Raw genomic sequence first — 26,401 nt, 5'->3', positions numbered from 1 at the left:
GGAGATTGAAATCGCCGCTTGACTTCAGCCCCTGTGTTAGCCGCAGCCATCGTTCGCCGCGCGGCCAGCCCACCTAAAGGGCCGCAGCGTTGGCAGACAAGTCGGTGAGGGGCCGCACTCCGAGGGGGCAACGCCAAGACCGATCGTCAAAGGCTGGGACATCCTTGGCAGCTAACGTCTCTGAGCGTCACGCCGCCCGCGCCGAACCAACTGCGCCCCAATCTCTCTTGCACCCTGAGCCCCTAATCTCCACTGGAGTCTGCGAGGCCCAATGCTCGCCGCATTGCATCGCCGAATAGGAGCATGCGGAAAGTCCTGATAGGAGCGGCTTTGAAGGGAGCATCGAGCAAGGCGGCGGTCTGAGAGCGGCGATTGGAAAGTAGCGGCGCCCCACGAACAATCTGAAGCCCCGGATCGAGAGATTTATCCTATCGATTTGCCGCAGCTAGCTCTTGATACAGCGGGCGGGCCTACCATACGCACTAAGAAAAACATGTGAGCGTGACCAGACGGGGCGCATACTTCATGCTTTTGCGATAGGTACAGGCAGGAACAGGTAAAAAATGGCGTGAGTGCGGGAGTTGGGATCGTTCGCCTGCTCGAGGGACGAGGCAGACCACGCTCCAGCGTACAGAACCTACCGTCGTCGAGTTGGCCTCGCGGTCGGCATGAGACACTACGGCATCAACGACGACCCGGTGTGAGCCCAAACGATGTCCCCTTCCATTGGCCCGAAGTCCGAAGCGCTCAGTTTTCTCTCAGCGGGAGGACAGATGGGGGAGTTCTTCCGCTCCTATGCTTGGGATCAGACGCCGATGGGTGCACCCGAGGCTTGGCCCCAGTCCCTACGAACCTCATTGGGCTTTGTCCTCAACTCAACCCTGCTGGGTGCGGTGCTCTGGGGACCGGAGCTCCGGCTTCTTTACAACGATGCCTATCGCATAATGCTTGGGGACCGGCACCCTTGGGCGCTGGGGAGGCCCGTGACGGAGGTATGGGGAGAAACTTACGCCCCGATTGCCGATGCGTTCGCCGAGGTCATGACCAGCGGCAAAGGCTTTGGGAGCAACGAGATCCTCCTTCCCATGACCCGGTCGGGTGTCCGCCAGACCACCTACTGGAATGCCACGGCCTCCCCGGTCTTTGGAGAAGATAGCTCCATCGTTGGGATACTGAATGTCGCCATCGAAACCAGCGATCAAGTTATCGCCAACCACACAAGAGATGCTCGTCACAAGCTGCTCAGCCGAAAGAACATCAGCCTAGCCGAGGCAATCGATTCTCGTACACTGGAGCGAGACAAAGCGATTGAAGCCAAACTCGTCGCCGCGCGTGATGCAGAACGCGTGCAGCTTGCACTGGCTGCTGGCGCCATCGTCGGGACATGGAGTTGGGACCTTACTCAAGATTGCTTCACCATCGACGAAGGATTTTCTGAAAGCTTTGGTCTTGAGAGCTTAAACCGGCTCGACGACATCCCGCTTGCTGGGATCATTTCCAATGTGCATCCCAGTGACCAAGAAGGATTGGCCAACGCCATTAGAGATGCGATCTGCCGAGGTGGTCCATACGCGCACCAGTATCGCGTCCGCAGGCAGGACGGAGACTATCACTGGGTGGAAGCCAACGGGCGAGTGGAGCATGCACATGATGGGACCCCGCTTCGCTTCCCAGGCGTCATCTTAGATCTCGACGAGAAGCGTGAACTTCTCGCTCAACGCGACCAAGCTATCGAAGAGCTACGCAATCTCAATGCTGCCTTGGAACACCGGATTGAAGAGCGCACGCGAGAGCTGATGCAGTCAGAAGAAGCCTTGCGTCAGTCACAAAAGATGGAGGCAGTGGGGCATCTGACTGGCGGCCTGGCACATGACTTCAACAACTTGCTGGCCGGGATATCTGGAGCCCTTGATTTGATTTCCATGCGCGTAGAGCAAGGCCGTACTGAAAACTTAGCAAAATATGTCAGCACGGCTCAGGACGCAGCCGACCGGGCCGCTGCCCTTACGCATCGATTGCTCGCCTTCGCACGTCGACAGACATTATTGCCCGTTGCGACTGACGTGAACCGACTTATAGGGGACATGCTGGACATGATCCAGCGCACCGTCGGTCCTGGGATACGGGTCGAAAGTATGCGCGCCGCCGACCTTTGGACCGTACTGGTCGATCGCTCTCAACTTGAAAATTCCTTGCTCAACTTATGCATCAACGCTCGGGATGCCATGCCTGACGGAGGCCTACTGACCGTCGAAACCTGCAACCGCCGGGTCGACCGAGATGTAGGCAAGGAGCTTTCCATCCCAGAAGGACAATACCTCTCAATGTCCGTCAGTGACAATGGAACGGGCATGCCGCCGGAGGTGGTGGCCAGAGCCTTCGATCCGTTCTTCACCACCAAACCGATAGGTGCCGGAACTGGTCTAGGACTCTCAATGATTTATGGCTTCGCCAAGCAGTCTGGCGGGCACGTTCGGATCTACTCGGAGATCGGCGAGGGAACGAGCGTGTGCATCTATCTGCCCCGTTACAGCGGCAGTGCAATGGACAATGACCACAGCACCGAACCTCTACGGCTGGTCCCCACGGACGCCGGCGAGACCGTGATGATCGTCGACGACGAGCCTACCATCCGAATGCTCTTTTCCGATGTATTGGAAGACATGGGCTACCACGTTATCCAAGCTGCAGACAGCCTGACTGGGCTGAGCATATTGCAGAGCGATATCAGGCTGGATCTGCTCATCAGCGACGTAGGGCTGCCAGGTGGCATGAACGGCCGTCAGATGGCAGAGGCGGCTCGCGTATCGCGCCCTTCCCTCAAAGTTCTATTTGTCACTGGCTTCGCTGAGAATGCGATGCTGAACGAAGGCCATTTAGGACCGGGAATGTCGGTTCTAACCAAACCTTTCAATATTGGCGTTCTAACCGAGCGGGTAAAGGAACTGATATCCCGGTGAATGAGCGCATGACTGAGTGCTTGGTCGAGCCTAAACGGCCCTTTCCCACTCACTCTGCGCGCCTTCACACGTATGACGGCGCATTTGAGGAGGGCAGATTCAGTTGTTCCCTCAGATTGGAAAGGACTCTACAGTCTTCCTCACCGTCATCAAGGCCTCTCGCAAAAGTCCTTCACTTTCCACCGAACTCAAACCAATGCGGAGCGCATGTGGCGCCTGCGGGGTCGCGGCGTATGCGCTAGCTTTAGAGACCGCCACATATTGTTCGGCCAATGCCGCTGCAACCTGGTCCATTCGGAGCCCGTCGGGTAGAGGCATCCACAAGCACATTGAGGTTGGACCGGTGACGGTATTCATTCCTCTAAACACCTCTGCAGCAACCAGCTGACGCCGGCGCGCTTGTTCGACAAGATCCCCCTCAACACGACTGAGCGTGCCATCCTCAATCCAACGCGTCGCCATCACCGCAACAATACTGGGCAGGCTCCAGTAACTTGCGCGAATGGCTGAGGTGACGCGGTCCTTAAATTGAATCGGCGAAACAATGGCCCCAAAGCGAAGCCCGGTTCCCAGCCCCTTAGAAAGGCTGGTGATGTAGAAAGTCCTTTCAGGGGCTAGGCAGGCCAACGGCGCTGGCGCCCCCTCGGCCAAAAAAGAGTAGGAGGCATCTTCAATGATCAGAAGGTCGTGGCGGCGGGCGATATCAACGAGCCGTCGCCGATGCAACTCGCTCATTACCCAACTCAAGGGATTGTGCATCGTAGGCATTGTGTACACGGCTCGGATACGGTTTCGATCACACACAGCGTCCAAAGCGTCGAGGTCCGGGCCAGTGGCCGCACAAGCAACGGGCATCAACTCGATCCCATGGCTCCTCGCCAGCATCTTAAAACCGGGATAAGTCAGCGCGTCAACGGCCACACGGTCGTGGACCCCAAGCACCGCCCTCGCGACGACGTCCAAGCCCTGCTGAGCACCACCAACCAAGAAGGTCCGGCCAACCGCGCATTTGACTCCACGCTGGTCGGACAAGAACTCGCCCATGATCTGCCGCTCCCGTCCGCGTCCACCGGGCGGCTGCTGATGCAGGAGTGACCTTGCCTCCGCGGAAGCTGCCAACTCGCGCAACATGCATCTCACCATCGCCTCCTGCCCTGGCCACGTGGGGTGATTGAATGACAGGTCGATCGCACTAGAACTTGACCTCGCTTCGTTCTCCGGGTCCCAGGCCACTTCTCTTCGGCGTGCACGGACAAACATCCCCCTGCCTATTTCGCCTATAACGTGTCCGGACGCTTGTAATTGGGCATAGACCTTGGTGGCGGACGCCACTGCTATGCCGAATTGGGCGGCCAACTTTCGGTGCGTCGGAAGCTGCACCCCGGGCGCCAAGTCGCCACTGTCAATTCGGTTAACAAGCGCTTCCGTCACTGATGAGATGGAACGGGATCTCATGCGGCGTCCTTAGGACAATAAATTGATTGTCCTAAATTACACCTACAAACTCCCAACCTAAAGACCTCAGCTGGCCGGCTAGCTAAAGCTACAGCAACGTGGGCGAGCGTGGCAGGCCGTTAAAAATTCGTCTAACCCAGACAAGGCTAAAGGAGGGCAGCGTGAAAGCAGGTTCCCAACACTTACCGGTCCTTGAGTTTTTGAAAAAGCAACTCAATGGAACCTTATCGGCAGCGCAAACTACTCACCTTCGCTATCCCACCGCTATATCGGCACTTCTCGGATTCAAGCTCATCGCCATACGAGAGGCAATGGCAACTCTAGAGCTTGAAGCGGATTCGGCCAAACACGGCAACCAGCAAGGCACGGTCCATGGTGGCATTTTGGCCGAGCTAGCTGATGCTGCAATTGGCACCGCTCACTCCACCCTGATCGAGCCAGCAACGAGCTTCACAAGCATCGAGCTGTCCATTTCATTTTTGCGCCCTGTGTGGAAAGCCAGGCTAAGGGCTCACGCTTGGCCCACGCATCGCGGTCGGACGATTAGCCACTATAGATGCGATATCCAGCGCGAGGACGGCATGACCGTCGCTACAGCAACCAGCATTGTAATGACGCTCACGCAAGATCGGGCAGAGGGCAGGTGACTACTCGGCTAGGACGGGCAACCTTTACCGGAGCACATCGAGAGCAAACAAGAACACCAAAAGAGTAGCCGCGATCGTGATGGTTTCTCGACTGAGCTTTAGGAGGAAACCACCACAAGGCCACCGCCTGCCGGCCTATTCGGCGCCGTCTACGCTTTTCGCACGCACGGTGACTTGGCGTAGCTATGGACTATCATTGGTGCCTCTTTCGCTCCCCCGGGCGGCAGAGTGCTCGACAAGGAATCGCGAAACCAGCCGATTGCTGCGGGCAAGGAAACCTACCAACCGACGTACCACTGTCTCCGCGCGTACTAGCCACAACAACGTGGCGGTGTCGTTGAAGGAATGGACCTAAGAATGCGTCCGCAACCACCGTAGGATCCATACCAGCTGATTGGGAGCGTCGGACCAGCTCAAAAAGCTGCTGAAGCTGTTCCGGATGTTGCAAAAGCCAATTGGCAACGAATACGTCCTTTTTGACGCTGATCTGATGCCTCGCAATATACCCAACGACGATGGTGAAGAATCTCTCCTCGCCATCTTTTAGTCCCGACGGCATGAAGATCGCGCGTCCCGCAGGATAGGCCAGCAGGCGGGCTCGAAGCAGGCTCTCACGTTCCAATGCGGTTGCTTTCGAAGCAGGCCCAAAAATGGGCGCTCTCGCCACCTCTTCGAAAGAATTCTGTATCACCTCCACAGCGTCCTTCAGTAGCTGCCCACCCCAAGCTGGGCCCGTCCAGACCTCATCAACGACCCATTCCGAACTCTGGGCCTCCTGCCCCGCCCAACCGGGGTGAGCAAATAGCACCCTAACTTGCCTGGCCGTCATTTCCAGCCGAAACAATAGCTCAACGTCGAGGGTGCGCAAGGCCGCCGACTCGCGTGGGCTATGCGGGCTGGCGTCCTGATATGTATCCTCCATACACGAATAGCGGCCGGATAGGGCCGAGCTTTAGTCACGTCCGGCCTGGGTTTCGTGCTGCGGACGTGCGCAGCAGAAGGGCGACTTAACTATTGGGACGATTCCCTCCGCCGGCCATTGCGCGCACGCAAAGCCCAGAGCGTCGAGGAACCATCCCCAATTGCTGGGCGCTGCCTGAGCGACTGCGCGAACGACCTGTAGGCCACATCCACGTCCTCACTCACTGTTGGCCCCTGCCCCTTGGTCCAGACTTAGACGCCGTCTCGACGGGCCTTTCACCGGTGAAGAGGTCGTCGACGCATAACATAGCGCCGTGGTGTCGGTCATGAGCCGAACCAATTGCCCACTCAGTCGATCTCGCCAAGGAGCCGCGAGCCATGCCAAATACTGGCGCATTCCGTTTGCTTTCTGTTGTAGGTAAGGCCAGCTACAGGGACGAAGTCTTGGAAGAACTCAGGTCGGTGACCGCACAGTGCCAGGGATGTTCCGCTGAGTTCACTGCAACATCTCCATCCAGCGGCTTGGAACAAATCAGTCGGGGAGTCGTGCTCAGCTGTCCAAAATGCTGCAATCGGCAGGCCATCTCAGGGGCGCGCTTTGCCTCCCTGATGAAGAGGCTCGATACGGGACAATCGCATGAAACCTAACACGACTGCGCCGGGCAATCGGACGGCCCTGTACACCGCACTTCTCTTCGGCTTTTGCCCGGCTGTGTTGCATGCGCAGGCCCATGAGGAAGAGCTGCGGATAAGCATCACAATCGTCAACAGCTGCCATCTGGACACATCAAGCCGAGTGCCGTCCGCAAGTTGCACCGACTACCATCCGTTGGTGATCCACCACTCGGACACTGCAGAGTTTGAGCGCTTGCTGAGCTCGGTGCCTGCCCCGCCCGGCGTGCCTGCCGAGAAGATGGTCGTCTTTGTCTTTTAGGGCACGAGAGCCAAAGAGATGCCTCGTTGGCTAGGGAATTGCCTCTCATCCAGCGAGCATCAGATGCCGCGGCCCTGCTGGCACTTGGAGTAAGCCAAGCCCCGGAGGTGTCAACGCCGCGATGAGATCAGTCGACAGCGACCCTCTAGGTGCTGGGAAGATGCGGAGTAGCATGCCAGGAACGAGCGCTGCGCCCCATTCACTCGACGGACAGCAGGAACGGTTTCAATTTAGACGTGCGGACTGAGCGCTCTTCCGGGGGGCCCCTTCCCGAACGTGACCTCTCGGGCGTATGGTTGCAATCACCCTCCCACATTTCAAACTGCGCATGGCCCCCACTGCCTCTGAAGAACGGATGTCTGCGCTGGAAGGGCTAAACGTCCTGGACTATGCAGCGGGCGCTTCCTTGGACAGGCTCATTGAGCTGGCCACCTACGCCCTCGATGCCCCGGTCGCCTTCGTCTCACTAGTCGATGCCGATAGACAGAGGTTGATCTCGCGCCGTGGGCTAGAGGTCACAGAAACCACCATCCACGACTCGATTTGTTCGCACACCATTAGTCAGGGAAGAACCCTGGTCGTCAGCGACCTTCAACAGGACGAGCGCTTCGCGAAGAACCCGCTCGTCGATGGCGAGCCTCACTTACGGTTCTATGCGGGGTGCCCGCTGATCGCCCAGAACGGCACGCCGATCGGCGCCCTTTGCGTCATGGACAAGGTGGCTCGGGTATTTACAACGGCAGAAACGCGACAGCTTGAGACGTTGGCCCGTGCTGCGATGAATGAACTGGAGTTGCGGGTGCTCTCAGGGCGGCGAGAGCCCGTGAGCGGGCTGCCCAACCGCCACCAGTTCACGATCGACTATGCAGGTTGGTCGGAGAGAGAACCTAACAAGGCGCTCTATGCCGTGCTCGTTGACATCTTTGATCTTCCAAGGGCAAACGAAGCTGGCCAGGTGCTCGGGATGGGCCCACTAGAGGCCCTCATTAAGCGGGCAGGCGTGCGCTTCAACGTTGCGCTTGAAGGCTTGGCGGTCGTCTATCACGTTGGCGTGACGCGTTTTGCCTTTCTCGTCGACCTACCCACTGCTGAAGATGTGGAGCGGCTAGTCGAGGAGCTGCGTTCGCGGATGCTTCGGCCGCTGGTCGCTGCGGCTGTCCCGATGTCCCCTCTTTTTCATGCGGGGATCTGTGCGGTGACGCTGGGTGTGGACGGTGCGGATGACGTGATCCGAAGGATGCTCATTGGCTTGCATGCATCCATAGCGGACCAAGTCTCCTTTGCCTGGTACTCGGCAGGCAGGGATGACGGGCTGAGACGGGGCTATCGGCTTGCCGCCGACGCCCAGCGCGGCTTGAAGGAAGACGAATTCCATCTGGTCTACCAGCCGAGATTTCGATCCAGCGACCTGCAGCCGGTCTCTGCCGAGGTGCTCATCAGGTGGAACCACCCTCGTCTGGGCTCCGTCAGCCCGGCGGAGTTCATTCCCGTGTTTGAGAGAACCGCATTGATGGAGGGCGTCACTGAGTGGGTCGTTGACCACGCGCTCGACCAACTGTCCGCCTGGCGAAGGCTCGGCTTGACGCTGGGGCTTTCCATCAACCTGTCCGCCAAAGATGTAGCCCGCGCCGACGCCGCCGAACGGCTCATCGCAAAGATCAAATCGAAAGGCCTTTCCTGCGAAGACGTAGAAATAGAAATCACTGAAGGGGAGTGGCTTCGGGCAGACTCGCTGCCAGGTCGGCAGCTCAAACTCATGGCCTTGGCCGGGATCCGCCTCGCCGTGGATGATTTCGGAAGTGGATACAGCAACTTTGCATATTTGACAGAGCTTCCAATGGACATCTTGAAGCTCGACAAATCCCTGATCGACAATCTGGCAACAGACGAACGCTCACTTCTCAAGGCTCGCGCCATCATCGGCTTGGCTCACGGCTTGGGATACATCACGGTGGCCGAGGGAGCCGAAACCGAGGAGCAAGTCTCTTTATTGCAGAGCTTAGGCTGCGACGAAATACAGGGTTTTGCCTTAGCCAAGCCCATGAGCGCAACGGATCTCGCAGATCGGCTCGTGTCCGGCTTTGGCTCTTCATAATCGTAGGATTTACAAGATTAGTTTAGGTCAGGTGGGGCTTCTTTCTTTCCCAACCACGTGTGTCATGGTGAAAAGATAGCCTTCTTTTATAAGAAACGCCCGAATGCTTTCTTCTGCCTTTTGAGGTGAGATGAGAAACCCTGGGCCGTAGAGCGAGTAAACAGCTAGACCGCCCGGCAAGACCTCTCTTCGGACGGCACACCTCCTTGTCTCCGCGGCCTGTTCCCAAGCAGCCCGCAGCTTCTCTGGACCAATCGACTGGCCGTTCCGGAGGCGAAAACTGAGCCAGCGGACCTCCGTCTCATTCGCGCGGTTCATGGCTGTTCTCCTTTCCTCTCGACTTCCTTTCTCCTGAGCATCATCTCTTGAGATCAGAGTCCTGGGCGTGAATACGCGACGGCTCGAATCGGCTTGATCGCTCGCTGTATAAGGTTCCCGCACCCCTTCTGTTAGGGGACGGACATGAATACCTCCCCCAAGCAGGCTTTGGGAGGTGGATTGGCCGCCCGAACGCTGGTCATGGAAATTGCGCGTCATTTGACCCTCGCCCGCTCTCAATCACGGCCTTCCGGCCTCAAGTGTGGAAAACAAACCAGGCCTGTCCTCGCCAGCCAGGCGACCGCGTTCACAGTAGCCGCCTGTAGCCCAATAATCATGCCAAAGGGAAGCGAGCCAAGCTTCGGACCCCAAGTGGGGACAACTTGTTGGACCTCTAATAAGGTGCCCAGAGTCTATCCGCAGGGAACTCCCATCAACCTGCAAGTCCGCCTACGAGCACATGCACCCGATTGAGGCGTGACGGTGAGATTACAGCCCCGCCACATCGGTGATGATCACTTGTCCCTTGCGCATATCGGCAACCAGCAGCCCCCCTCCCCTCCAGCAACGGTCCGCCCCGGGCTCCTGTTGAGGTAGGCCGTCTGCAGCCGTCCAGCCTCCAAGTCGGCCCTAAGTTTGAAGCTTTATTGCCGCCCGCGTAGCGGCTCCCCAGGTTAGGCCACGCCGCCTTCCAGCGGCTGCATCCGTGCTGGGCCAATACGCGGATCCTTAGAGCGGGTCGTCGCCATCGTCCGCCCCGTCTTCGGTGACCACCGTTTGCGGTGCGAAGCGAACACCGCGTGCCCAGAGTACGAGTTAGTCCATTTGCGGCCCGTTCGCTTTGACCCCCATCCCTGCGATACCGCCCCGCCCACCCCGCCTCGGACCCGGGTCGCAGCCGCGCGGAAGAGAGGGCCGACTCGCAGTTCGGATCTTGGGTAGCCATAAGGCACGTTCCATTCCTCCAGCTCCCTTGAGTTCCCATCGGAGTAGAGGATCTTGGATATCGAAGGTGCTTCAGAGGTCGCTACGCAATGGAATCAAAATGGCCCACTCTTCGCTCCACGCCGCAGTGATGAATCAATCACCGGCAACCTAGTGGAAGGAGCGTTTATTAGGTCGCAGCATGAGTCCCGCAAATCAGAGGTTCCGCCATGCCCCATACAGGCCATTTTATCCTCCGTCGCGGTTCCTGATTCGCACCCAAGATACCGAGGCAGTGTAGGCTACAGTCCCCGCCGCCGCAGCTTACACCCGCTGCACGGTGCCACGGTTGACGAATTGGAGTGAGAACTTGTGATAACCGATTTTTTGCTTCTTCGCGAAGACGGCAAGATCATCGACGAAGGCATAACGGTTGATCGGATGAGTGCTTTGGGATGGAAGCCATCTCTCGTGGTAGAGGCTCGCTGGAAATGGGGAGGTGAAAGCCTAAGCTTGGCGAACCCACTCGGCCTCTTAGCGATCGTCGTACCGGACCGTGAGCGGCTCGCGATTCTTTTGAACACCGATGAGTCACGGTTGATTGCTACGCTCCACGTGGTTGACGGCAGCACTCAATCGCTGACGAAAATTCCCGATCGTCTAGCTATCAACGACAAGCTTGAAGAGGGTACTTTCTCATGGCTTGAGTACTTCCCCCACGACTCGAAGAGTGTGTTTAGCTGCATGTACACCAAGAAACGCGACCAAGCAATCTATCGGGTTGATATCGACGCGATCAGTGGGTCCGTCCTCTTGGTACAGCCCTCTCGCTGACCCCGCGTGCCACAGGTCATATCCACCTTTTTCCACCTTGCCACGACGACGGATGCCAGCCCCAAAAAGGCCATTAGGGCGACAGCTACCCAAAGCAGGAAGAGCGTCACGAGCGGCCATGGCGGGGTTCTTTGCTCAACACGGGCCTCGCACCCTCGCCATGCCACTGCACCTCTTGGCTCCCCTGAAATACACCGGGCACTACAACAGATCGTCCGTGTTCCGCCCCCTAGCGGTGTCGTAGCGATATCGGTGATAGGCCTTGCGATGCAAAAACCGTAGGCACGCGAACGTGATAGCATTTTGCGGCACTGCACTACCCTGGGATCACCGGTGATCTGGAGCGCCTTTTCTCATCGTTTTCCGGCCAATGGCACTCCGGAAGCCACTGTTTTCCACACCCGCTTCAAAGGCAAGCTCGTGCGGGTTGCTTGCGCTGTGGGCAAGGGTGGCGGACGAGGCAAGCTAGAAGTCGGGGGCAATGCATTCTTGGCCTTGACGACTCTTGAGCGCGCCGCATTAAACGCCACGCACATTGAGCTTTCGTCCGGCTGGGAGGTCCCCGTGAGAATGAGGGATGCTTTCGCTGCCGCAGAGAGAAAGGATGCGCTGTTTTTCATATGCGGAGACGATGTCATCTACGCTTTGGCGTGCACGATGCTCAATGCTCAGTTCTCGCTGGAAGATCTGCGCCGCATCTTATGGCAGGAACCACCAATGCTCGCCCCTTGGCGCCCAGAATCGCTGGGCGCGACTTCCGATGATAAAGGCAACGAGACGATGAAGCCGTCACAGAAACGCGGAACGCAATCAATCGGCTTTTCTCGCTCTAAGTAGAAAACGCACGGCGGCGGGCGCGTCGAGTAGCTTCCCGCTCTTTTCCGGCGATGCGTCCCTCGGATCGAAAGACAAGAGCCTTGAGCCCAGAGACTCGAGGTAGGTCAGCCCTCCCACAGGGCAATGTGACGACGTTAAAGCCGCGTCCAATTTGCTGAGCTCGGCCCAAACGGGCGACCTTGGCTGCGCTGGCAAGTGAGCCGATACCGTTTTTCCGGTGGGCAGAATGAAACGAGCCGTCGGCCCTTGATACGTCCCTGTTAGATTTCCACCATTTGATGGCCGCAGCCGAACACGCATGCAACTCTTTTCAAATTGATTTCCGAGTTTAGTTCCTTTCCAGGATGAGCATAAGTACTCGTCCAGGCATAACTGCCCGATGATGACACCAAGGAAGTAATTACCACTTCTGACGACACCCGGAAAATTCCGCGTTGAGGCCCGCAGACAGGATCACTTTGCACTTGATCGCGCGCAATTCCGCAGCATCGCCGTCCAGCCATCTACGATGAGGCGAACCGATACAACGAGGATGCCGAGGATCGCCCAACCGGTAGCGTTCGGCCACCGTTCCAGCAGTCCCCACTCATACGATAGATTCGCAAGAAGCGTCTGCTCTGCGATGAGTACGGCTGACCCAACTATCCAGCCCGATGCAAGCCCCGCATCGCACCACGTCGAAAATACGCGCTTGAGGTCCCAAAAATATACCAGCCTTGCAAAATAGTAGCTCAGCACCAACGCAGGTACAAAAAGAAAGACCACAACGCTAGTGAAATCATCCGTTACTTCGTCAAAATACCAGTTGTCACCGATGTAGGTCCATTTTTTCTTGGGCGACGAATAGTGGATTCTGGTAATAATTCCACATCGATTGACGATCCGCTCTAACGCATGAAACATGTAAAAATAAAAAACAACAGCCGCCAGACCTGACAAATAGAACCTCAAGCGCTCAAAGCGCATCCTCACACTCCTCCAAGCCCCCGTGAAATGCGGCAGCCCCAGAGCATCGTAACGCCCCGCATTGGCGGCATCAAACTCGCGGCGCTTAGCTAATTCGATCAGGCGAACTACTCGACCGCCTTAGCGGGGGAACGAACCAGTCCGAGTACAAGTTGTGTGGGAGGCTAGAGGCCCGCGCTCCAAGCGATTCGATACCACATCGCCCAGCGAGGGCCAGCCAAACTTCGGTGAAAGTCTTGATACGACGCGCGGGACGCTGGGGATTGGGAAGCTGTTCCAATCAGCGAAAGGCTGAGCGTTCGTCTTTGGCCCTGGAACCTCCAAAGCAGGATCTAACCTTGTCCCCGTTGGTCTGGTCGTGGTGGCAGTTGGGATCGCGCCCAAGCGGGCGGCAACCGCACCACCACTGCTTCCGAGGCCAATTCCATCACAGCTTACGGCGTCAGCTGATTGGATGCGCCCATTGCATCCCTGTAAAGACGTCGAAATAGAAATCACTGAAGAGGAGTTGCTGCGGGCAAAATCGCTGGCGGGCCGGCACCTCAAGATCATGGCTTTGCGGGATCGGCCTCGCCGTGGATGATTTTGGAAGTGGATACAGCAACTTTGCATATATGACGGAGATCAACGTGGATATCCTGAAGCTCGGCGAATCCCTGATCAACAATCTAACAACGGACGGACGCTCACTTCTCGAGGCTCGCGCCGTGATTGTCTTGGCTCACGGCTTGGGGAGGGATTACGCCAAGCGCTGAGCAGTTGCGCGGGATGCCGCCTTGATTAGGCAAAGCCGCCGTTGGCGAGCAGGGTTTGCCCATTGATCCACTGCCCATCGGGACTGGCCAAAAAGGCCACGACGCCAGCGATGTCGTCCGGCTTCCCAATGCGCACTAGCGGCGAGCGAGAAGCCGCGGCCTCCAGATCCGACGCGCTCTTTCCCTTCAAATACAGGTCTGTGGCAACGGGCCCGGGGGAGACGGCGTTGGCGGTGATGTTTCGCCCCCGCAGCTCCTTGCCCAACACCCCGATGAGGATTTCCGTCGCCGCCTTTGTGGCGGCGTAAACGCCATACCGGGGCGGAAGTACCACCGACGTTCCCGAGGAGAGCGCAATGATTCGTCCGCCCTCCACGACCCTTCTCGCAGCTTGACTAACCGCAGAGAACGTTGCTCTCAGGTTGGCGGCGATCAGGCGGTCTAAGTCTTCACCGCTCATCTCTGCATGCGATCCCAGCAACTGAATGCCGGCGTTGTGGACGACAACTTGCAGCGGTCCACCCAGGCCGGCGGTCCTTTCGAACAAATGCACGAGCTCGTCATCTTTGGTCAAATCCGCCCGGACCGACACGGCCTGGCCGCCGGCGGCCTCGATTCGCTCGACGACCTCTTGGGCGGCATCTTCGCCCTTGGCGTAGTTGACCACCACCAGAAAACCATCCTGCGCCAACCGTGCAGCGATGGCGGCCCCGATACCGCGGGAGGAACCAGTCACGAGCGCAGTCTTCTGTGGTTTCAGGATGCCCATACCCCGCTCAGATTGCGCCGCCGTTAGCAAAGATCGTCTGTCCATTGACCCACGCCCCGTCTGGACCGGCTAGGAAGGACACAACAGCCGCGATATCCCGGGGTTCACCCAAGCGCTCCAAGGGGGCCATCTTCTGGATGTTGCCGATCAGCTCGTCCGACTTGCCCTTGAAGAACAGCTCGGTCGCCGTCGGACCAGGCGCGACGGCGTTGACCGTGATGCCACGGCCACGCAACTCACGGGCAAGAATCGCCGTCAGGGTCTCAATGGCGGCCTTGGTGGCCGCATACGGGCCATAGTTGGGAAGCTTGAGCTTGGTGACGCTGGTAGACAGGTTGATGATCCGCCCACCGCTTTCCATCCGTTTTGCCGCTTGCTGCAAGGTGTTGAAACTGCCCTTGAAGTTGATGGCCAGCATCCGATCAAACGTCTCGCCATCCATCTGGGCAATCGGAGCGAGCTCCATGATTCCTGCGTTGTTGACCAAGACCGAGACCTCCCCGTGCGACTTAGCAACCTCGGCAAACATGGTCTCCACAGCATGTGCGTCACTGACGTCTGCATGGATCGCGAACGCTTGGCCTCCTGACGCTTGGACTTTCCTCACTACCGCTTGAGCGGCGTCGGGGTTGCTGGCGTAGTTGATGGCCACTGCGAAGCCCTCGCCTGCCAAACGCCTGGAAATTTCCGCACCGATGCCGCGCGAGCCGCCGGTGACCAGCGCTACCTTGGATCTGATGGTCGTCATCTTCTTCTCCCTCCATATATTGAAACTGATCGTAGGCGACGAAGGTTGGACGTCAACACTTTTTTGAAACGTACCGTCATGCTAACGTGGATCGCTTAAACAGGGTGGCATGTGCATGAATACGAAGACAAGCGCGGGAACTCGCCTCGGCCGACCTCCCGCCGCTATCGCAGACTCCCATGAGGCGATCCTGACGGCGGTGTATGACCTGCTGCAGGAGATGTCATTGCGCGAACTCACGATGGAACGCGTGGCCAAACGTGCAGGCGTCGGCAAACCGACGCTTTATCGCTGGTGGAAAACGAAGGCCGCGTTGGTCATCGCAATGTTTGAGGAGCGAATCATTCCGGCGCTGGATGCCCCCATGGCCACGTCCGTCGAAGACGCCATCCGCCAGAAGGTGGGCAACCTAATCTCGGCCTTCAACGGCTTTTTCGGGAAAGTAATCGCGGAGATTGTTGCCGAGGCGCAGAGCGATCCCGAGGTGCTCCGCGAGTTCAGTGAGCGATACATCAAGCCGCGGCGAGCGGGGACGGTCAACGAGATCGTTGCCGCCCAGAATCAGGGGTTGGTGCCTGCACACGTCGATCCAGAGCTTGTGGTCGATGCAATCTTCGGAAGCCTCTATTTCAACTTGCTGCTCAAGGTGACTCCCCTGACGCCTGAGTACGGCGAACGGCTGGTGGAAAACTGCAAAAAACTGCTGGAGATCTGAAGAGGATTTTTTGATTCTCGAGGACGGCGCACTGAGGCCAACGCTGCCTGACGAGTGCCGCTGAGAAGGGAGGGCCTAAGCCCTCCCTCCGTTTCATCACTTCTCCCTAAAGTGATGGTTGTTCAAACTTGGGGGGAACCGCTCCCCCTTCTCGACGCGCCGGTCATTCGCATTGCCCGCATACGTTCCACTCGCATCGTTGTATTGCCCATAGGTTGCTGTCTTCTGGCACTCCTGGCCCGACCAATAGTTACCACCAGCCATCGCAAGCTCCTTCTATCGAATGTGGGACAACCCGCCAGGAGGCTCCCGGCGGACCAATAATGTGATGCATATCACACAATGTCCATCCCCTCGTCAAGCCTTTCGGTGGCGGGAATAATGAATGGGGATAGATGGCGGGCGGGTTCTGGGTTGCCTGCTAGAAGGCGAAAGGCAGGCGGATCTCACCGATTATTTTATGCTCCGGCTGGCCGCGGTACGAAAGAGCGCCCAACTTGAAAGCGGAAGCAACCCCAGCTCGCCCGAGCAATGGCGATTATTATTCACTGCCAGGTCGGCTTGACTCTGTGCGGTCATCTGCGGCGCACCTCGACTGGTCCAGCTATAGGCCGCGTGCGGTGGGGGGCTTCATCCCTAAGGGAAGAACGATGAAAACAAGGTTTCCCCTGGCAGGCTGGGCTTTCCCCTGCGGCTGCGGAGGCCTAACGATGATGCCAAGGGCAAGTTGGCAAGGTTGTGCTGAGGGATGAGCAAGAGCTTGGCGCCCACCGATGGCTTCTGAGTCGGCGCGTCCTCAGCCCACGTATCGACCGCGACGAGCAGTTGGTCGGCGCGAAGCAACACATTGAGGATGCTCATCAGATCGCCACTGATCAAAACACGGAGACTATCGCCCAACTGACTTAACTGTCCACCCAGATTTTCCTCCGTCCTCGTTTTAATCGGTGTCAGCGCGGTTGGCGCCTAACTGAAACCAGTGGAACAGCGCGCTGAGAAAGCACTGATCTGGCGGAGCCACGGTGAAAAGGCCAAAGGCGGACGTAGGTCCATGGCAAGCCTCTCCTCACGCACATAACGTTAGCCAAAACGATCGCCTTCTCCACACCAACGCGGTCCACGTACCCAGTCGCCTCCCCGAAGACCATCTCAAGTTTCGCCTGTCCTATGCCGATAGCGAGAGGAGATAAACCTTCCAATCGCAGAACAAACAGGACGTTAGGATGAATTAGGATAGCATTTACTCTGGAGCCCCAGAGTGGCTCTCGGTGATCGGGCTAGTCGGGGCAGCACTTCATATTTGCTGGCGAGCCGGTTCCTTGCACCCATTGAACAATCGTTTGCTGAGGTTGTTCATTAGCCGCGACGACATCCAGGATCCCTTGGTTAAGAAGAATCTCTCGGATTATTCCGCGCTTACGGTTTTTCGGCTCACTTACGGAATTCATGCCCAAACGCTGGCTGACGCGAAGAAGATCATCGGGAAGGCAGAAGCGCGCAACGTGCCGCTTGCCCTCGTGGGCTTGGCCGGGGGGCGTTCGATCTCGATAACTTTACGGTCATCGATAGGAAACGCCCACGCGGAATCGGTGTCGCCCTTTGCGGCCTGATGCTCTTTGCGTGCTTCTGGCTTATGTTGATCCTCGCGTACGGTGCGACCGAGCAGAGACTACTTGTCTCACTCAATGCCACGGGAACTTGGCTTTGGCTCGGGAAGGATCAAGCACAGATTGCCAAGCCTACCCTTTCAGGAGAGCGCCCGATCTTCTCCGTCGCGTCGTGCACCGATACCTCAGGAACAAAGTACGAAGACCAAGGCGCGGATGGATTTCGTCCAGCCGACCCAGATATCCTCTGCGACATCTGGGCAGATCCGAGGACGTCCGTGGAACTGATAAGATCGGTTCGCGAACAACGCCTGACTTTCTTGTTTGCCTCAGCGTTTCTGGCGTGGACCTGTCTCATGCTTTTCGACGCGCTCAGGCGCGCTTTTGCAATCCGCGCTCTTGCTCGTTCCCTGCCGCGGCCCTCGATACAGGCCGACGCCCCTTCGGGGAAAAGCCGCTATAAGCTCGTCATGCTGCTGAAGTGCGGAGATTGGCTCGATTGGCGAGTTGGCATCAGAACGCACATCCCTAAGCCTACCGCCAGCGACGCTCATCGCGGAAACTGACTCAAGGCAGCCCAAGCGATTGTTGGGTACTCGTCACGCTACCGAGATGGGAGCATGTGGCCCGACTTCGGCGCGCCTGGAAAGCGCTGTCAGCGATCGAGGAGTCAGGCTGCTGTCTCTGAGCCTCGCAGCAAGAGCACTGGCGGCCGCTGCTCACGCATCTTTGGGGGGCGCTCAAAATCTCGGCTGAGGCAGCTTATGCTTTACTGCCAGAGGCTTGGTGCAATGATCCAACTCTTTCCGGACAGTATCGGACTGCCGAATTGCGCGGTATGCATTCATGCAACTCCGATCGGTCTCCGTTATCCACCGATCAAATAGCCTGGCATCGGCCGCATCGAAGATATGCACAGCAGCCGGCCATCTCTTCTCGACCAGCGCGAAACGAAAAGCGGTGATAAGCGACTTGTTGGACGGGCGATACGTGAACATGATCTCATCGATTAGATCCACAGCGCCGACACTTCCAGCGGCACAAAGCGATTTCATCAACGCGGGGGGCTCAGCGAACCGTGATGCCTCGTAAAGCAATTGGCGGACGGTCGCGGCCTGACTGTCTTTGATCGCTGCCGCCAACGCCGCATCCAAGGCATCGGCAGCATCGGGAAGCGCACTTTGAATGATCATCGAAGCAATATTGGCATGACCCAAACCTGCGGCCACTCTCAGCGCGTGTTGCGCGCTCTTCCCATCCGACAGAGATGCCAGCGCCAGTCTCACAGCACAACAGTCGCCCCTCAACACTGCAATCAACAGACAGCGGCGTTGTTCCTCATCTTGGCCTTGCTCAAGATCAGACGGAGTCGCCGATCTGTCAGAATTCGAAGCTTGATCCATTCATCCACGTTAGCTTAACGTCCTTAACTGTCAACGTGTGCTCCAGCGCCCTCCTGAAAGCTGCGACCTGCCGGAAAAAGAGAGCCGCAACGCGAGGACATGCACGGCAAGGGCTTTCAATTCAACCCTTGGGACCGATGCGGGCAAGAGTCCCTCTGTCATTCGTAGTCTTCCACGTTCGCGATGTCCAACTCGTAGTTGCTTGCGATGGGCATGCCATCTTCGCTCAAGCTCTCAATCGTGGGCTTATTCACCCATTCCTCGATGGCAAATGACGCATCCGACAGGACCGCCTCCTTGGCCATCCTCAAGGCGTCTTCCGGACTTTCAGCTTCGAGTTCCAAATAATACGCGCACTGCGCAAAGCCATTGAACTCAACTTCGTACTTCATGGAGCTTCTCCTTGCCGAGCACCCTGCCCGGCTTCGGAGCAAAAGTTACAGTGAGTTGCTTGGACCATCGAGTACGGAACCGTACCGACTAGCTGACCGTCGATTCAGGCGAAATGACCGTTGCTTCATCGAGCTCCTGCCTATCCAAGAGCGCCACTGTTTCTGAATGAGTGCGGTCGATATGGATTCGGTAGGCCTGTCGCCATAGACACTTCTCGGGAAGATTAGCCCAGGGGAGCATCAATGCTTGATCAACACCGAGCGCGGCGATCTTGGCGCCACGGGCGAAGGCCTCTTCTATCGCGTCTAGATCAAGGGTTGTGATGCCGGCATGCGAGATGATGCGATTGATCTTCTTATGCTTGTCGCGCATCACGATGAAGGGCGTCCCGTTTGCCGTTCTGCCAAGACGCCCTTCAAATTTTTCAGGCATGGCATGCACAGACTTGTTGACCAGCCCGAACCAGGTTAAGAGGTCGTCCTTGCTGATCATCTTGGGCCGGCCAACACTCTTGGCGAACGGGTTGGAATGTGCGCGTTTTAGAGCCTCGAATTGTCGCCGTGGGATGGCCAAATAGAACTCGGCCATTGACTGCGTGAAGAGTGTGGTCCTTGGCGCCTGATCCAAGAGCTGGCGGACCGTTTGATGGTCTGATCGCGCTACAACGGACGATCTTTTGCCAGGGTTGGCAATGATCTCTAAGGCGGAGCGAATGAACCCCTCTTCCAAGCTGTCTTGATTGCTAATCAGTGTCATTAGTTCGAGCCCTCCCTTGCCCCAACGCCACTCCAAATCTGCGTAAATTATGCCTTAAATTTCACATCAGAGTCTGCGCGCAGGATGGGACTTTTTAGGCAGACCTCCCGCCGCCGCCTCACGCTCTCTTTGCCGACTCTTCTCATTGAATCGCAGTTCTTTGTTCTGCGCTGCGGCAGCAACTCTCGCGATTGATCGATCGAGCCTCACCTCAACGTCCTCGTCTGAAATCAGTTCACGCACGTGATCCAGATTGACCCGGCGAACCAATAGATCGGCCGCCGCATCGTGTGCGCCGAGCAATGCGGCGTATAGGGCCGCTTCGGGATAAGCAGTTTTATGCGCAAATTCCATTACCGACTTCACCACCTCGGCATGACCGTTCTTGGCGGCAACGAATAAGGCCTCTTGGCCGAAGTCGCGCGGCGCAAAGCCAGTTCGGACAATGGCCCAAAGCAGAGTTCGGACCAACGAGACATGCCCCCTTGCAGCTGCGATGTTCAATCCTACGCTGTACGTATCCTCTGGATCGGGAAGTCCGGCCCCGATCAGGAACTTGATAATGGTCTCATGGTTGTGCTCCGCCGCAGCTTCAAATCCCCGCTGCGCGCATTGGATCTTGGAAGAAAACGGTAGAAGGTGCTTCACCACTTCTAGATGACCTGCCCTACAAGCAGCGATGAGTGCTCGACTGCCCCTGACCTTGGCATTCGAGAATAGAACCAACTGGAAAACGACATCGGCGTGGCCATGAAGCGAGGCCTCATATAGCGCTTGGGAGTCTCCCTCCAAAGGGCTGCAAGAGCGCATAAGCAGCTTGACCGCGTCAACGTGCCCATGCCTGGCTGCGTGGATAAGCGCATCTCCACTTTCGACGTTGCAGAACGGGATTAGTCTCGCCACGCACTCTGTCCTGCCAGACTTAGCGGCTTCGTTCAGTGGCTCGCTCTGCCAGGAGCCCGTCAGCAGCGGTAGGAGCTGTTCGATCACATTGTCACGATCCAGCCTGATCGCCAAGACGATGGCATTTCGAGCCGCCTCGTCTACATCCTTTTGCTTCTCGCAGAGGGATACGATCGTGCCCAAATCGCCCTCATAGATCGCTTTCTTAAGTCCTCGATAGAACTTTTCTCTGTTCTTATTGCTCATCCTTCCAACGTATCGCCATAATTGACTTCGTCAAGACTCAACGACGAGTAGAGCGTTCAGCCGCTCCCAGAGCCCGGCCGCCTTACCACGTCCCCAGCGGAGTTTTTCCCCGACAGTCTTTCCCATGGCTCAATTCTGAGGCCTCGTCGTAGAGGCTGATACGTCGCCGGTCGGCCGCTGATCAGCCTGCCTATCCTTCATGAGACAACGCACAGTCAGAGTTCCAGCTCGGGCGACCGCGCGCCCGTCGTTGTTGCTCAGCACCACCAGGGGTTCGCCGCGTAGCGCCTGGCTGGAACACCCGCTCGCTGCGAATCCTGATGGTAGGAAAAGCAGGTGCGGGGCATGCGGCCGCACATACCTCGTAAGCGTATTAGCCAACACACCCTCATATGACTGACCGCGTGATGCAGGATGGGCGGACCACCTGGGGCCGGCTGCGCACCGGCAACGTGGTGCCGCTCCGCCCGGATCAGGCCGCCTGATCTTCCTCGAACGGCTTCCGGTGCGGTCACGGCACGCCGTTGTCGACGTGCTGGGAAAAGCCGGCGCGACCAGCCAAGCGCGCAAACCACGCCTCCACGGCCGGCAGGTCGGGTTTATTACCTGGGGTCATCCGCCAGCGTTGGGTCGACAGTCCCAGCACGATGTCGGCAAGTGTGAAGGACGCACCCACGACGTGGGCACCGGTCCGCGTGAGCTGCTGGTCCAGCAGGCCCATCAATGTATTCCAGCGAGCCAAGCTTGCCTCGGCCGCCGGGCCGTCCGGGTAGTCAGGGTGATTTCGCACGCGGGACATGAATGCGCCCCGCCACGCCGAGTTCAGATCGGTGGCCTGCCAGTCCATCCATTGCTCCACAAGAGCCCTTGCCCGCGGCGTGGTCGGCAATAGGTCGTGGCGCTGCGCGTGCGCGGCTAGGTAGCGGCAGATGCTGTTGGATTCCCACAGCACGAAGTCACCGTCACGCAGTACGGGCACCTGCCGATTGGGATTGATTCGGGCTAGGCGGGCATCGAAGTAGGCGTCCGAAGAAGCGTTGCCGACCACGTGGCGGTACCCGAGCCCCAGCTCATCGCACAGCCACAGGACCTTGCGCACGTTGATCGAGGTGGACTTCCCATAAAGCTCCAACATGTACCCTTCCGACGCAACCGATGAGATCGCTGAGCGTACAACGGGTTGCCTGTAGGTTGGGTCGATTTGGGGTCACTGTCAGGCGGCCTGGTCCTCCAGCGCCGTCAGGTCGGGGCCGTCCGCCAAAGGCGTTTCTCGCTTGGGAAGGGACCGTTGCGCACAGCGACTGGAAGAAGAACCACCCAAACGAGCGCTTCCTCGCCTTTCCGGGTTGAAGGCATCCGATCCGCTTACGGATGCCCTTGTCTGAGAACGGGCCTTCCGTGCAAGGACAGCGGCACGGAGCCCCGCTATTCTGTGCTACCCCACCTGGATCGCCTTATGCCAACCCTGCACTGCAAAGCCCTCCTCCTAGACATGGACGGAACCCTCATCGACTCCCTGGTCCTTGTAGAGCACGTTCTTGGATTGTTCTCCGCCAAGCACGGTTTGGAATATGAGGAAGTGAGAGCAAGGGCTCACGGCATGCAAACCATCGATCTTGTCAGGCACTACTTGGGCGACACAGAGGCGGCGTGGCAAGAAGCCAAAATATTGGAGCGCTATGAGGAAGAACACGTCGAAGGGATCGTCGCCACCCCCGGTGCTGCCGCGCTGCTCCGCTCGCTTCCATCGCATCAAGTCGCTCTGGTGACCTCGGCCGGCTAAAAGCTTGCGCAAAATCGAATGAACGCAGCAGGGCTCCAACTGCCGACGACGGCGGTCTTCGCTGAGGATGCCAATCCTGGCAAGCCCAACCCTTTTTGCTATCAACTCGGCGCAAAGCGGCTCGGACTCGACGCCATGGACTGTGTGGTCATTGAAGACGCTCGCGCTGGGATAGAGGCTGGCCTTGCCGCAGGAGCCGTCGTCTTGAATGTCGGTCCGCGACATCCCGAGCAAAACGCTCGTGTCATCGACATTGCCTCGCTGGAAGACCTCACAATCGAGGTCATTGGAGAGGCACTCAACATTGGCTATGTTGAGCGCAACATCAACCCGTAGTTACTCGCATTAGTATGGGGTGCTGATCAGTGCTCCATGTGTAAAGGGAGGCCACACGCGTGAACCTCCCTACTGTTGCCCTCCCATTCCACGGACGGATGCCAATGAACGCTCCCGCGACACCTGCCGCCAAGCCAACCGCCCCCTCTGAGAAGCCAAGCCCCAGTGCATTGATGACACTGGCCACCATTGCCGGCGGCCTGGTGGCATTAGCCACGCTGCTTGGATTTGTTCTTCATGGCTGCGGCCATGTGGCATACAGCACTTACCTCAACGACTGGGGCGTGCAAGAGGGCTTGTTCCCGCAAACAGCGGATTGGAAGGTCGTTAGGGGCTACTACGCCATCGTGCTCCAAGGCAGCCAACTGATCTCTGATATCCCTTGGCTTCTTGTCTTCTACGCGTTCTGTGGCATGACGATAGCCATCTTTGTCGCAAACCTGCCCACCGTTCAACGCACAGCCTTTCACGATTGGTTCGCAGCACGACCATTCTGGGTCCGCGAGCCAGTCAAAGCGATGGCGGGATCCGCCGCCGTGCTCTATGTGGCGCTAACGATGACTTTGATCGGCACACTTCTCGCCCTCATCCCTGGGTGGCTTGGTGAACGGGCCGGGCATCATCAAGCCTTGAAAGAGCGCGAAGCGATCAAAAACGAGGACGGCGCCAAGCTTCCTTCTGCTGAACTCTGGCGAGACGGAAAGAAGGAGGTCAGCGGCAAGATCATCGCCTCTTCTGAGGCGCTGGTTGCCATCTATGACCAAGATCTTGACTTGGTTCGCACGCTCGAACGCACTGGGTATGAAATCCGATCAGGGAAAGCGCCACTTACTGGCAAGTGAGCGCACTTGCGCCAGTTGGGCCTCCGCACTGTCTGAGAGCGAACTACTAGCACTTGTGACGGTCTAAGCAATGGCTGGCAGATTTATCTGGCGCCTCCAAAAGCTCTGACTCACACCTCACTTGGCCTCGTCGACACGTGTTAAGGGGGCTTAGCGAGTTGGCAAAATTCGGGGTAGGCAATGCCACTCGCGGTTAAGCGCCTCCCGTCCCAGCGCACGCATCGAGAACTGTCGTTTTGCACCTCAATATTTCGCGCCAGCAGTCGCTAACGAGCTACCGCTACTGCATGGACGCACGATGGAAACGACTGCGACTTGGAACGAGATGTTCACGCTGCTTGAAGCGGCCGTGACATTGCTGACGCTACCCTGCATCTCACTCTATCTTTGCTACACATCGGGAACGATTCACCCGCTTCGAAATCGACTGATGCGGCTTCTCATCAGCCGCGACAACGTGGAGCACGGCGCCATTCGGGACAGTATTTCTGACCGCTCCGCTGTCGTTTCCTTCGGGATGATCTACGGCATCCATCTAGATACCACCACCGAAATCGAGTCACTCATCACGGGCGCGAAAACGCATAACTTGCCGCTTCACCTCATTGGTGCTGCGGGCGACGCGTTTGATCGTGAGGCACTTGCAGTCAAGCCGCACAAGTCGCCTGGAAAGTGGGGGTACGCGATGAACGGCATTGCGCTGGCGACAGCTTTCCCAGCCCAGCGTTCTGAAAAGACTGCTGCGACTGACTGATATTGATCTAAGCACCGATATCTAAACGAAGTTCGTCACGCTGGCCTGCTGCTTTGATGGCAGCGCACTCATGCTCCACAAGGTCATCAAAGACCGCCTCGTAGGCCCGGCGCGCAGGCATGTTCGACCATGCCTCTCTCAGTGCTTCATGGAGAGGGACAAGGACTACCGCTTCCTCGCTCAGCGCGCGCAGGACGTCATCGACGCTTTCAGCGTCCCAAAGGTGTCCCCAGATTTTTCCCTCGCTTGTCACGATCCAAGGTGCATCAGAGGTGAGGTCGTCGAATCGCTTGAACTCGACCGCAAAGCCAATCAAGCTCGAACGCCACGCATCGAGGTCTCCCTTTCGGTAGCGCGTATGACGATTGGTTGCGTAAAGGCCACTGGCGTCAGGGTTCTTCGCCCGAGCCGGTCCGACTCCCGCATCAATCGCGCGCTTCAAGGTCTTGGTGCTTCTACCCACATAGATCGCCGCTTCTACAGCATTGAAGTCGGCGTTTTCGGGACGCTCTTCCAAACGGCGCCGCACTTCCGCGAGCTGATCAGCGGTCAGGCGCTTTTGCGCAACCTGGGTCAATCGGAATGGGATGTCACTGCTTTCGTTCATAAGAGCCTCCACTCCTGCCAAGCATTCATACTTGACAGGTGCGCGCTTTGCCTTAAACACGGAGAACTTCAACTTCTCAACTATTTATGAACATCGAAGAATTTTGGAACAGCGCATACATCGCCGCACTCACTCGCTTGCCGGCCAGAGACGCCCGCCGCGAGGCAGACCTTGCCACTGAACTCTGTATTGAACATTGGCGGTCGCATCAACGGCATTGGGAACCGGCCTACTTAGTTCACTGGAAAGATCAGGATATTTCTCGGGCCTTCCCTGACGCAAATTCCGCGAAATAGACCCCATCTCAAATACTCTTCCGCCGCCTCCGAACACGGGCCTTGATGCCATCATCGGCCTGATGCTCTTTCTTTTCCTGCACCATCGCTGCATGATAAGCGGCTACCGGGTTGAGAAATGCCTTTAAGACGAGACCCTGATCTCTCGCGAATAACACATATCTCGCACCGGGTTGCCACGGCGCCCTCTCTCCGCTCGGGAGAAAAATGGTCATAAACATCACTTGAAACCGGTTATCGGGAGAACCGGCAAACTCTTCCATCCCCTCATACGTGTTTACGGAAAAAGAGTCACTAAGATCACTCCATACTGACTCTATGGTTGCGGGATCAGTTCCGGCTGCTGCGATCTTGCACCCGCAGTCACTGTGAGCATACTTAGCGAAGGCATCGAATGATTTTTGTCCGGTGAAGCCATCAGGATGCATCAAGAGATTGAAATCGGGCGCATTGTTGCCGGAATTTCGGGGCTCATAATCCAAGACGGCGAACTGACTTCCCCCTCGCTGCGCGTCATCTTCAAGGCCTGTCCCACAGATCGGATCATTCAGCCCTGCCTTAGCCAAACTAATGAAGAAAAAGCTACTCATCATCTAT

At 57.6% G+C, this 26,401-nt stretch carries 23 protein-coding genes and 1 pseudogene; 11 read left to right on the top strand and 13 right to left on the bottom strand.

Annotated features, from left to right (window positions below; translation table 11 throughout):
- The first annotated feature begins 713 nt into the window (after window positions 1-713).
- On the top strand, window positions 714-2,960 hold the full coding sequence (locus GQ674_RS04600) for an ATP-binding protein (protein ID WP_201290216.1): 2,247 nt from the start codon (window positions 714-716) through the stop codon (window positions 2,958-2,960).
- 111 nt (window positions 2,961-3,071) lie between these two features.
- Here the strand turns inward: GQ674_RS04600 and GQ674_RS04595 are convergent, their stop codons facing one another.
- Window positions 3,072-4,091 carry a PLP-dependent aminotransferase family protein gene (locus tag GQ674_RS04595; RefSeq protein WP_236546184.1) on the bottom strand — a complete coding sequence of 340 codons (1,020 nt, stop codon included), beginning with the start codon at window positions 4,089-4,091 and terminating at the stop codon, window positions 3,072-3,074.
- A 485-nt stretch (window positions 4,092-4,576) separates the two neighbouring features.
- Here GQ674_RS04595 and GQ674_RS04590 point away from each other — a divergent pair, with 485 nt between their 5' ends.
- The 3 genes from GQ674_RS04590 (at window position 4,577) to GQ674_RS04580 (ending at window position 9,012) form a co-directional block, all read left to right on the top strand.
- Window positions 4,577-5,062: a PaaI family thioesterase gene (locus tag GQ674_RS04590; RefSeq protein WP_159496137.1), complete on the top strand. Its 486-nt coding sequence runs from the start codon at window positions 4,577-4,579 to the stop codon at window positions 5,060-5,062.
- Between the two features lie 1,558 nt (window positions 5,063-6,620).
- Window positions 6,621-6,917: a hypothetical protein gene (locus tag GQ674_RS04585; protein ID WP_159496136.1), complete on the top strand. Its 297-nt coding sequence runs from the start codon at window positions 6,621-6,623 to the stop codon at window positions 6,915-6,917.
- 355 nt (window positions 6,918-7,272) lie between these two features.
- Window positions 7,273-9,012, top strand: a complete 1,740-nt coding sequence (locus GQ674_RS04580; protein WP_159496135.1) for a sensor domain-containing phosphodiesterase — start codon at window positions 7,273-7,275, stop codon at window positions 9,010-9,012.
- A 27-nt stretch (window positions 9,013-9,039) separates the two neighbouring features.
- On the opposite strand, the gene GQ674_RS04575 is transcribed toward GQ674_RS04580, so the two are convergent.
- Complete coding sequence (locus tag GQ674_RS04575; protein WP_159496134.1) at window positions 9,040-9,330, bottom strand: hypothetical protein; 291 nt, start codon at window positions 9,328-9,330, stop codon at window positions 9,040-9,042.
- A 1,296-nt stretch (window positions 9,331-10,626) separates the two neighbouring features.
- Here GQ674_RS04575 and GQ674_RS04570 point away from each other — a divergent pair.
- Window positions 10,627-11,088 carry a hypothetical protein gene (locus GQ674_RS04570; protein WP_159496133.1) on the top strand — a complete coding sequence of 154 codons (462 nt, stop codon included), beginning with the start codon at window positions 10,627-10,629 and terminating at the stop codon, window positions 11,086-11,088.
- Window positions 11,089-11,421: 333 nt separating this feature from the next.
- Complete coding sequence (locus tag GQ674_RS04565) at window positions 11,422-11,925, top strand: hypothetical protein (protein ID WP_159496132.1); 504 nt, start codon at window positions 11,422-11,424, stop codon at window positions 11,923-11,925.
- A 453-nt stretch (window positions 11,926-12,378) separates the two neighbouring features.
- Here GQ674_RS04565 and GQ674_RS04560 read toward each other — a convergent pair whose 3' ends face one another.
- A complete protein-coding gene (locus tag GQ674_RS04560) occupies window positions 12,379-12,891 on the bottom strand; it encodes a hypothetical protein (RefSeq protein WP_159496131.1) in 513 nt (170 codons plus the stop codon).
- Between the two features lie 614 nt (window positions 12,892-13,505).
- Between GQ674_RS04560 and GQ674_RS04555 the strand changes: the two genes are divergently transcribed.
- Window positions 13,506-13,646: a hypothetical protein gene (locus tag GQ674_RS04555; RefSeq protein ID WP_236546273.1), complete on the top strand. Its 141-nt coding sequence runs from the start codon at window positions 13,506-13,508 to the stop codon at window positions 13,644-13,646.
- 25 nt (window positions 13,647-13,671) lie between these two features.
- Here the strand turns inward: GQ674_RS04555 and GQ674_RS04550 are convergent, their stop codons facing one another.
- Window positions 13,672-14,415, bottom strand: a complete 744-nt coding sequence (locus GQ674_RS04550; RefSeq protein WP_159496129.1) for an SDR family oxidoreductase — start codon at window positions 14,413-14,415, stop codon at window positions 13,672-13,674.
- 7 nt (window positions 14,416-14,422) lie between these two features.
- Window positions 14,423-15,163 (bottom strand): SDR family oxidoreductase, encoded by a 741-nt coding sequence (locus GQ674_RS04545; RefSeq protein ID WP_159496128.1) that lies wholly within the window; start codon window positions 15,161-15,163, stop codon window positions 14,423-14,425.
- Between the two features lie 115 nt (window positions 15,164-15,278).
- Between GQ674_RS04545 and GQ674_RS04540 the strand changes: the two genes are divergently transcribed.
- Window positions 15,279-15,878, top strand: coding sequence for a TetR/AcrR family transcriptional regulator (locus GQ674_RS04540; RefSeq protein WP_159496127.1), 600 nt, complete (start codon window positions 15,279-15,281; stop codon window positions 15,876-15,878).
- A 636-nt stretch (window positions 15,879-16,514) separates the two neighbouring features.
- Here the strand turns inward: GQ674_RS04540 and GQ674_RS04535 are convergent.
- From GQ674_RS04535 to GQ674_RS04510, 6 genes are all read right to left on the bottom strand, one after another.
- Window positions 16,515-16,739 (bottom strand): hypothetical protein, encoded by a 225-nt coding sequence (locus GQ674_RS04535; RefSeq protein WP_159496126.1) that lies wholly within the window; start codon window positions 16,737-16,739, stop codon window positions 16,515-16,517.
- A gap of 1,486 nt (window positions 16,740-18,225) precedes the next feature.
- The gene (locus GQ674_RS04530) at window positions 18,226-18,888 is read right to left on the bottom strand and encodes a hypothetical protein (RefSeq protein WP_159496125.1); all 663 of its coding nucleotides are present in this window, start codon (window positions 18,886-18,888) and stop codon (window positions 18,226-18,228) included.
- Between the two features lie 158 nt (window positions 18,889-19,046).
- Window positions 19,047-19,280 (bottom strand): hypothetical protein, encoded by a 234-nt coding sequence (locus GQ674_RS04525; protein WP_159496124.1) that lies wholly within the window; start codon window positions 19,278-19,280, stop codon window positions 19,047-19,049.
- Window positions 19,281-19,368: 88 nt separating this feature from the next.
- Window positions 19,369-20,037 carry a hypothetical protein gene (locus GQ674_RS04520; protein WP_159496123.1) on the bottom strand — a complete coding sequence of 223 codons (669 nt, stop codon included), beginning with the start codon at window positions 20,035-20,037 and terminating at the stop codon, window positions 19,369-19,371.
- 66 nt (window positions 20,038-20,103) lie between these two features.
- Window positions 20,104-21,186 (bottom strand): ankyrin repeat domain-containing protein, encoded by a 1,083-nt coding sequence (locus GQ674_RS04515; RefSeq protein WP_159496122.1) that lies wholly within the window; start codon window positions 21,184-21,186, stop codon window positions 20,104-20,106.
- A 511-nt stretch (window positions 21,187-21,697) separates the two neighbouring features.
- Window positions 21,698-22,321, bottom strand: coding sequence for a glutathione S-transferase N-terminal domain-containing protein (locus GQ674_RS04510; protein ID WP_159496121.1), 624 nt, complete (start codon window positions 22,319-22,321; stop codon window positions 21,698-21,700).
- A 321-nt stretch (window positions 22,322-22,642) separates the two neighbouring features.
- Here GQ674_RS04510 and GQ674_RS21570 point away from each other — a divergent pair.
- From GQ674_RS21570 to GQ674_RS04490, 3 genes and pseudogenes are all read left to right on the top strand, one after another.
- A pseudogene (locus GQ674_RS21570) lies at window positions 22,643-23,305 on the top strand (HAD-IA family hydrolase).
- A gap of 104 nt (window positions 23,306-23,409) precedes the next feature.
- Window positions 23,410-24,147, top strand: a complete 738-nt coding sequence (locus GQ674_RS04495; RefSeq protein ID WP_159496118.1) for a hypothetical protein — start codon at window positions 23,410-23,412, stop codon at window positions 24,145-24,147.
- 325 nt (window positions 24,148-24,472) lie between these two features.
- Window positions 24,473-24,901: a DUF6216 family protein gene (locus GQ674_RS04490; RefSeq protein ID WP_159496117.1), complete on the top strand. Its 429-nt coding sequence runs from the start codon at window positions 24,473-24,475 to the stop codon at window positions 24,899-24,901.
- 7 nt (window positions 24,902-24,908) lie between these two features.
- On the opposite strand, the gene GQ674_RS04485 is transcribed toward GQ674_RS04490, so the two are convergent.
- Window positions 24,909-25,508, bottom strand: coding sequence for a hypothetical protein (locus tag GQ674_RS04485; RefSeq protein ID WP_159496116.1), 600 nt, complete (start codon window positions 25,506-25,508; stop codon window positions 24,909-24,911).
- 304 nt (window positions 25,509-25,812) lie between these two features.
- Entirely contained in the window at window positions 25,813-26,394 is a 582-nt protein-coding gene (locus GQ674_RS04480; protein ID WP_159496115.1) for a hypothetical protein, read from the bottom strand.
- Between the last annotated feature and the right edge of the window lie 7 nt (window positions 26,395-26,401).

Source organism: Stenotrophomonas sp. 364 (assembly GCF_009832905.1).
GTDB classification, from domain to species: Bacteria; Pseudomonadota; Gammaproteobacteria; order Xanthomonadales; family Xanthomonadaceae; genus Stenotrophomonas; species Stenotrophomonas maltophilia_AP.
The sequence above is the reverse complement of the archived record's forward strand: the minus strand, read 5'-3'. Positions and strand labels throughout refer to the sequence as shown.

Bases quoted from the DNA above. Each gene is read 5' to 3' on its own strand.
- GQ674_RS04600 (WP_201290216.1), top strand. From the start codon at position 714: ATGTCCCCTTCCATTGGCCCGAAGTCCGAAGCGCTCAGTTTTCTCTCA.
- GQ674_RS04595 (WP_236546184.1), bottom strand. From the start codon at position 4,091: ATGTTGCGCGAGTTGGCAGCTTCCGCGGAGGCAAGGTCACTCCTGCAT.
- GQ674_RS04585 (WP_159496136.1), top strand. From the start codon at position 6,621: ATGAAACCTAACACGACTGCGCCGGGCAATCGGACGGCCCTGTACACC.
- GQ674_RS04580 (WP_159496135.1), top strand. From the start codon at position 7,273: ATGTCTGCGCTGGAAGGGCTAAACGTCCTGGACTATGCAGCGGGCGCT.
- GQ674_RS04575 (WP_159496134.1), bottom strand. From the start codon at position 9,330: ATGAACCGCGCGAATGAGACGGAGGTCCGCTGGCTCAGTTTTCGCCTC.
- GQ674_RS04560 (WP_159496131.1), bottom strand. From the start codon at position 12,891: ATGCGCTTTGAGCGCTTGAGGTTCTATTTGTCAGGTCTGGCGGCTGTT.
- GQ674_RS04555 (WP_236546273.1), top strand. From the start codon at position 13,506: ATGACGGAGATCAACGTGGATATCCTGAAGCTCGGCGAATCCCTGATC.
- GQ674_RS04550 (WP_159496129.1), bottom strand. From the start codon at position 14,415: ATGGGCATCCTGAAACCACAGAAGACTGCGCTCGTGACTGGTTCCTCC.
- GQ674_RS04545 (WP_159496128.1), bottom strand. From the start codon at position 15,163: ATGACGACCATCAGATCCAAGGTAGCGCTGGTCACCGGCGGCTCGCGC.
- GQ674_RS04540 (WP_159496127.1), top strand. From the start codon at position 15,279: ATGAATACGAAGACAAGCGCGGGAACTCGCCTCGGCCGACCTCCCGCC.
- GQ674_RS04535 (WP_159496126.1), bottom strand. From the start codon at position 16,739: ATGAGCATCCTCAATGTGTTGCTTCGCGCCGACCAACTGCTCGTCGCG.
- GQ674_RS04530 (WP_159496125.1), bottom strand. From the start codon at position 18,888: ATGGATCAAGCTTCGAATTCTGACAGATCGGCGACTCCGTCTGATCTT.
- GQ674_RS04525 (WP_159496124.1), bottom strand. From the start codon at position 19,280: ATGAAGTACGAAGTTGAGTTCAATGGCTTTGCGCAGTGCGCGTATTAT.
- GQ674_RS04520 (WP_159496123.1), bottom strand. From the start codon at position 20,037: ATGACACTGATTAGCAATCAAGACAGCTTGGAAGAGGGGTTCATTCGC.
- GQ674_RS04515 (WP_159496122.1), bottom strand. From the start codon at position 21,186: ATGAGCAATAAGAACAGAGAAAAGTTCTATCGAGGACTTAAGAAAGCG.
- GQ674_RS04510 (WP_159496121.1), bottom strand. From the start codon at position 22,321: ATGTTGGAGCTTTATGGGAAGTCCACCTCGATCAACGTGCGCAAGGTC.
- GQ674_RS04495 (WP_159496118.1), top strand. From the start codon at position 23,410: ATGAACGCTCCCGCGACACCTGCCGCCAAGCCAACCGCCCCCTCTGAG.
- GQ674_RS04490 (WP_159496117.1), top strand. From the start codon at position 24,473: ATGTTCACGCTGCTTGAAGCGGCCGTGACATTGCTGACGCTACCCTGC.
- GQ674_RS04485 (WP_159496116.1), bottom strand. From the start codon at position 25,508: ATGAACGAAAGCAGTGACATCCCATTCCGATTGACCCAGGTTGCGCAA.
- GQ674_RS04480 (WP_159496115.1), bottom strand. From the start codon at position 26,394: ATGAGTAGCTTTTTCTTCATTAGTTTGGCTAAGGCAGGGCTGAATGAT.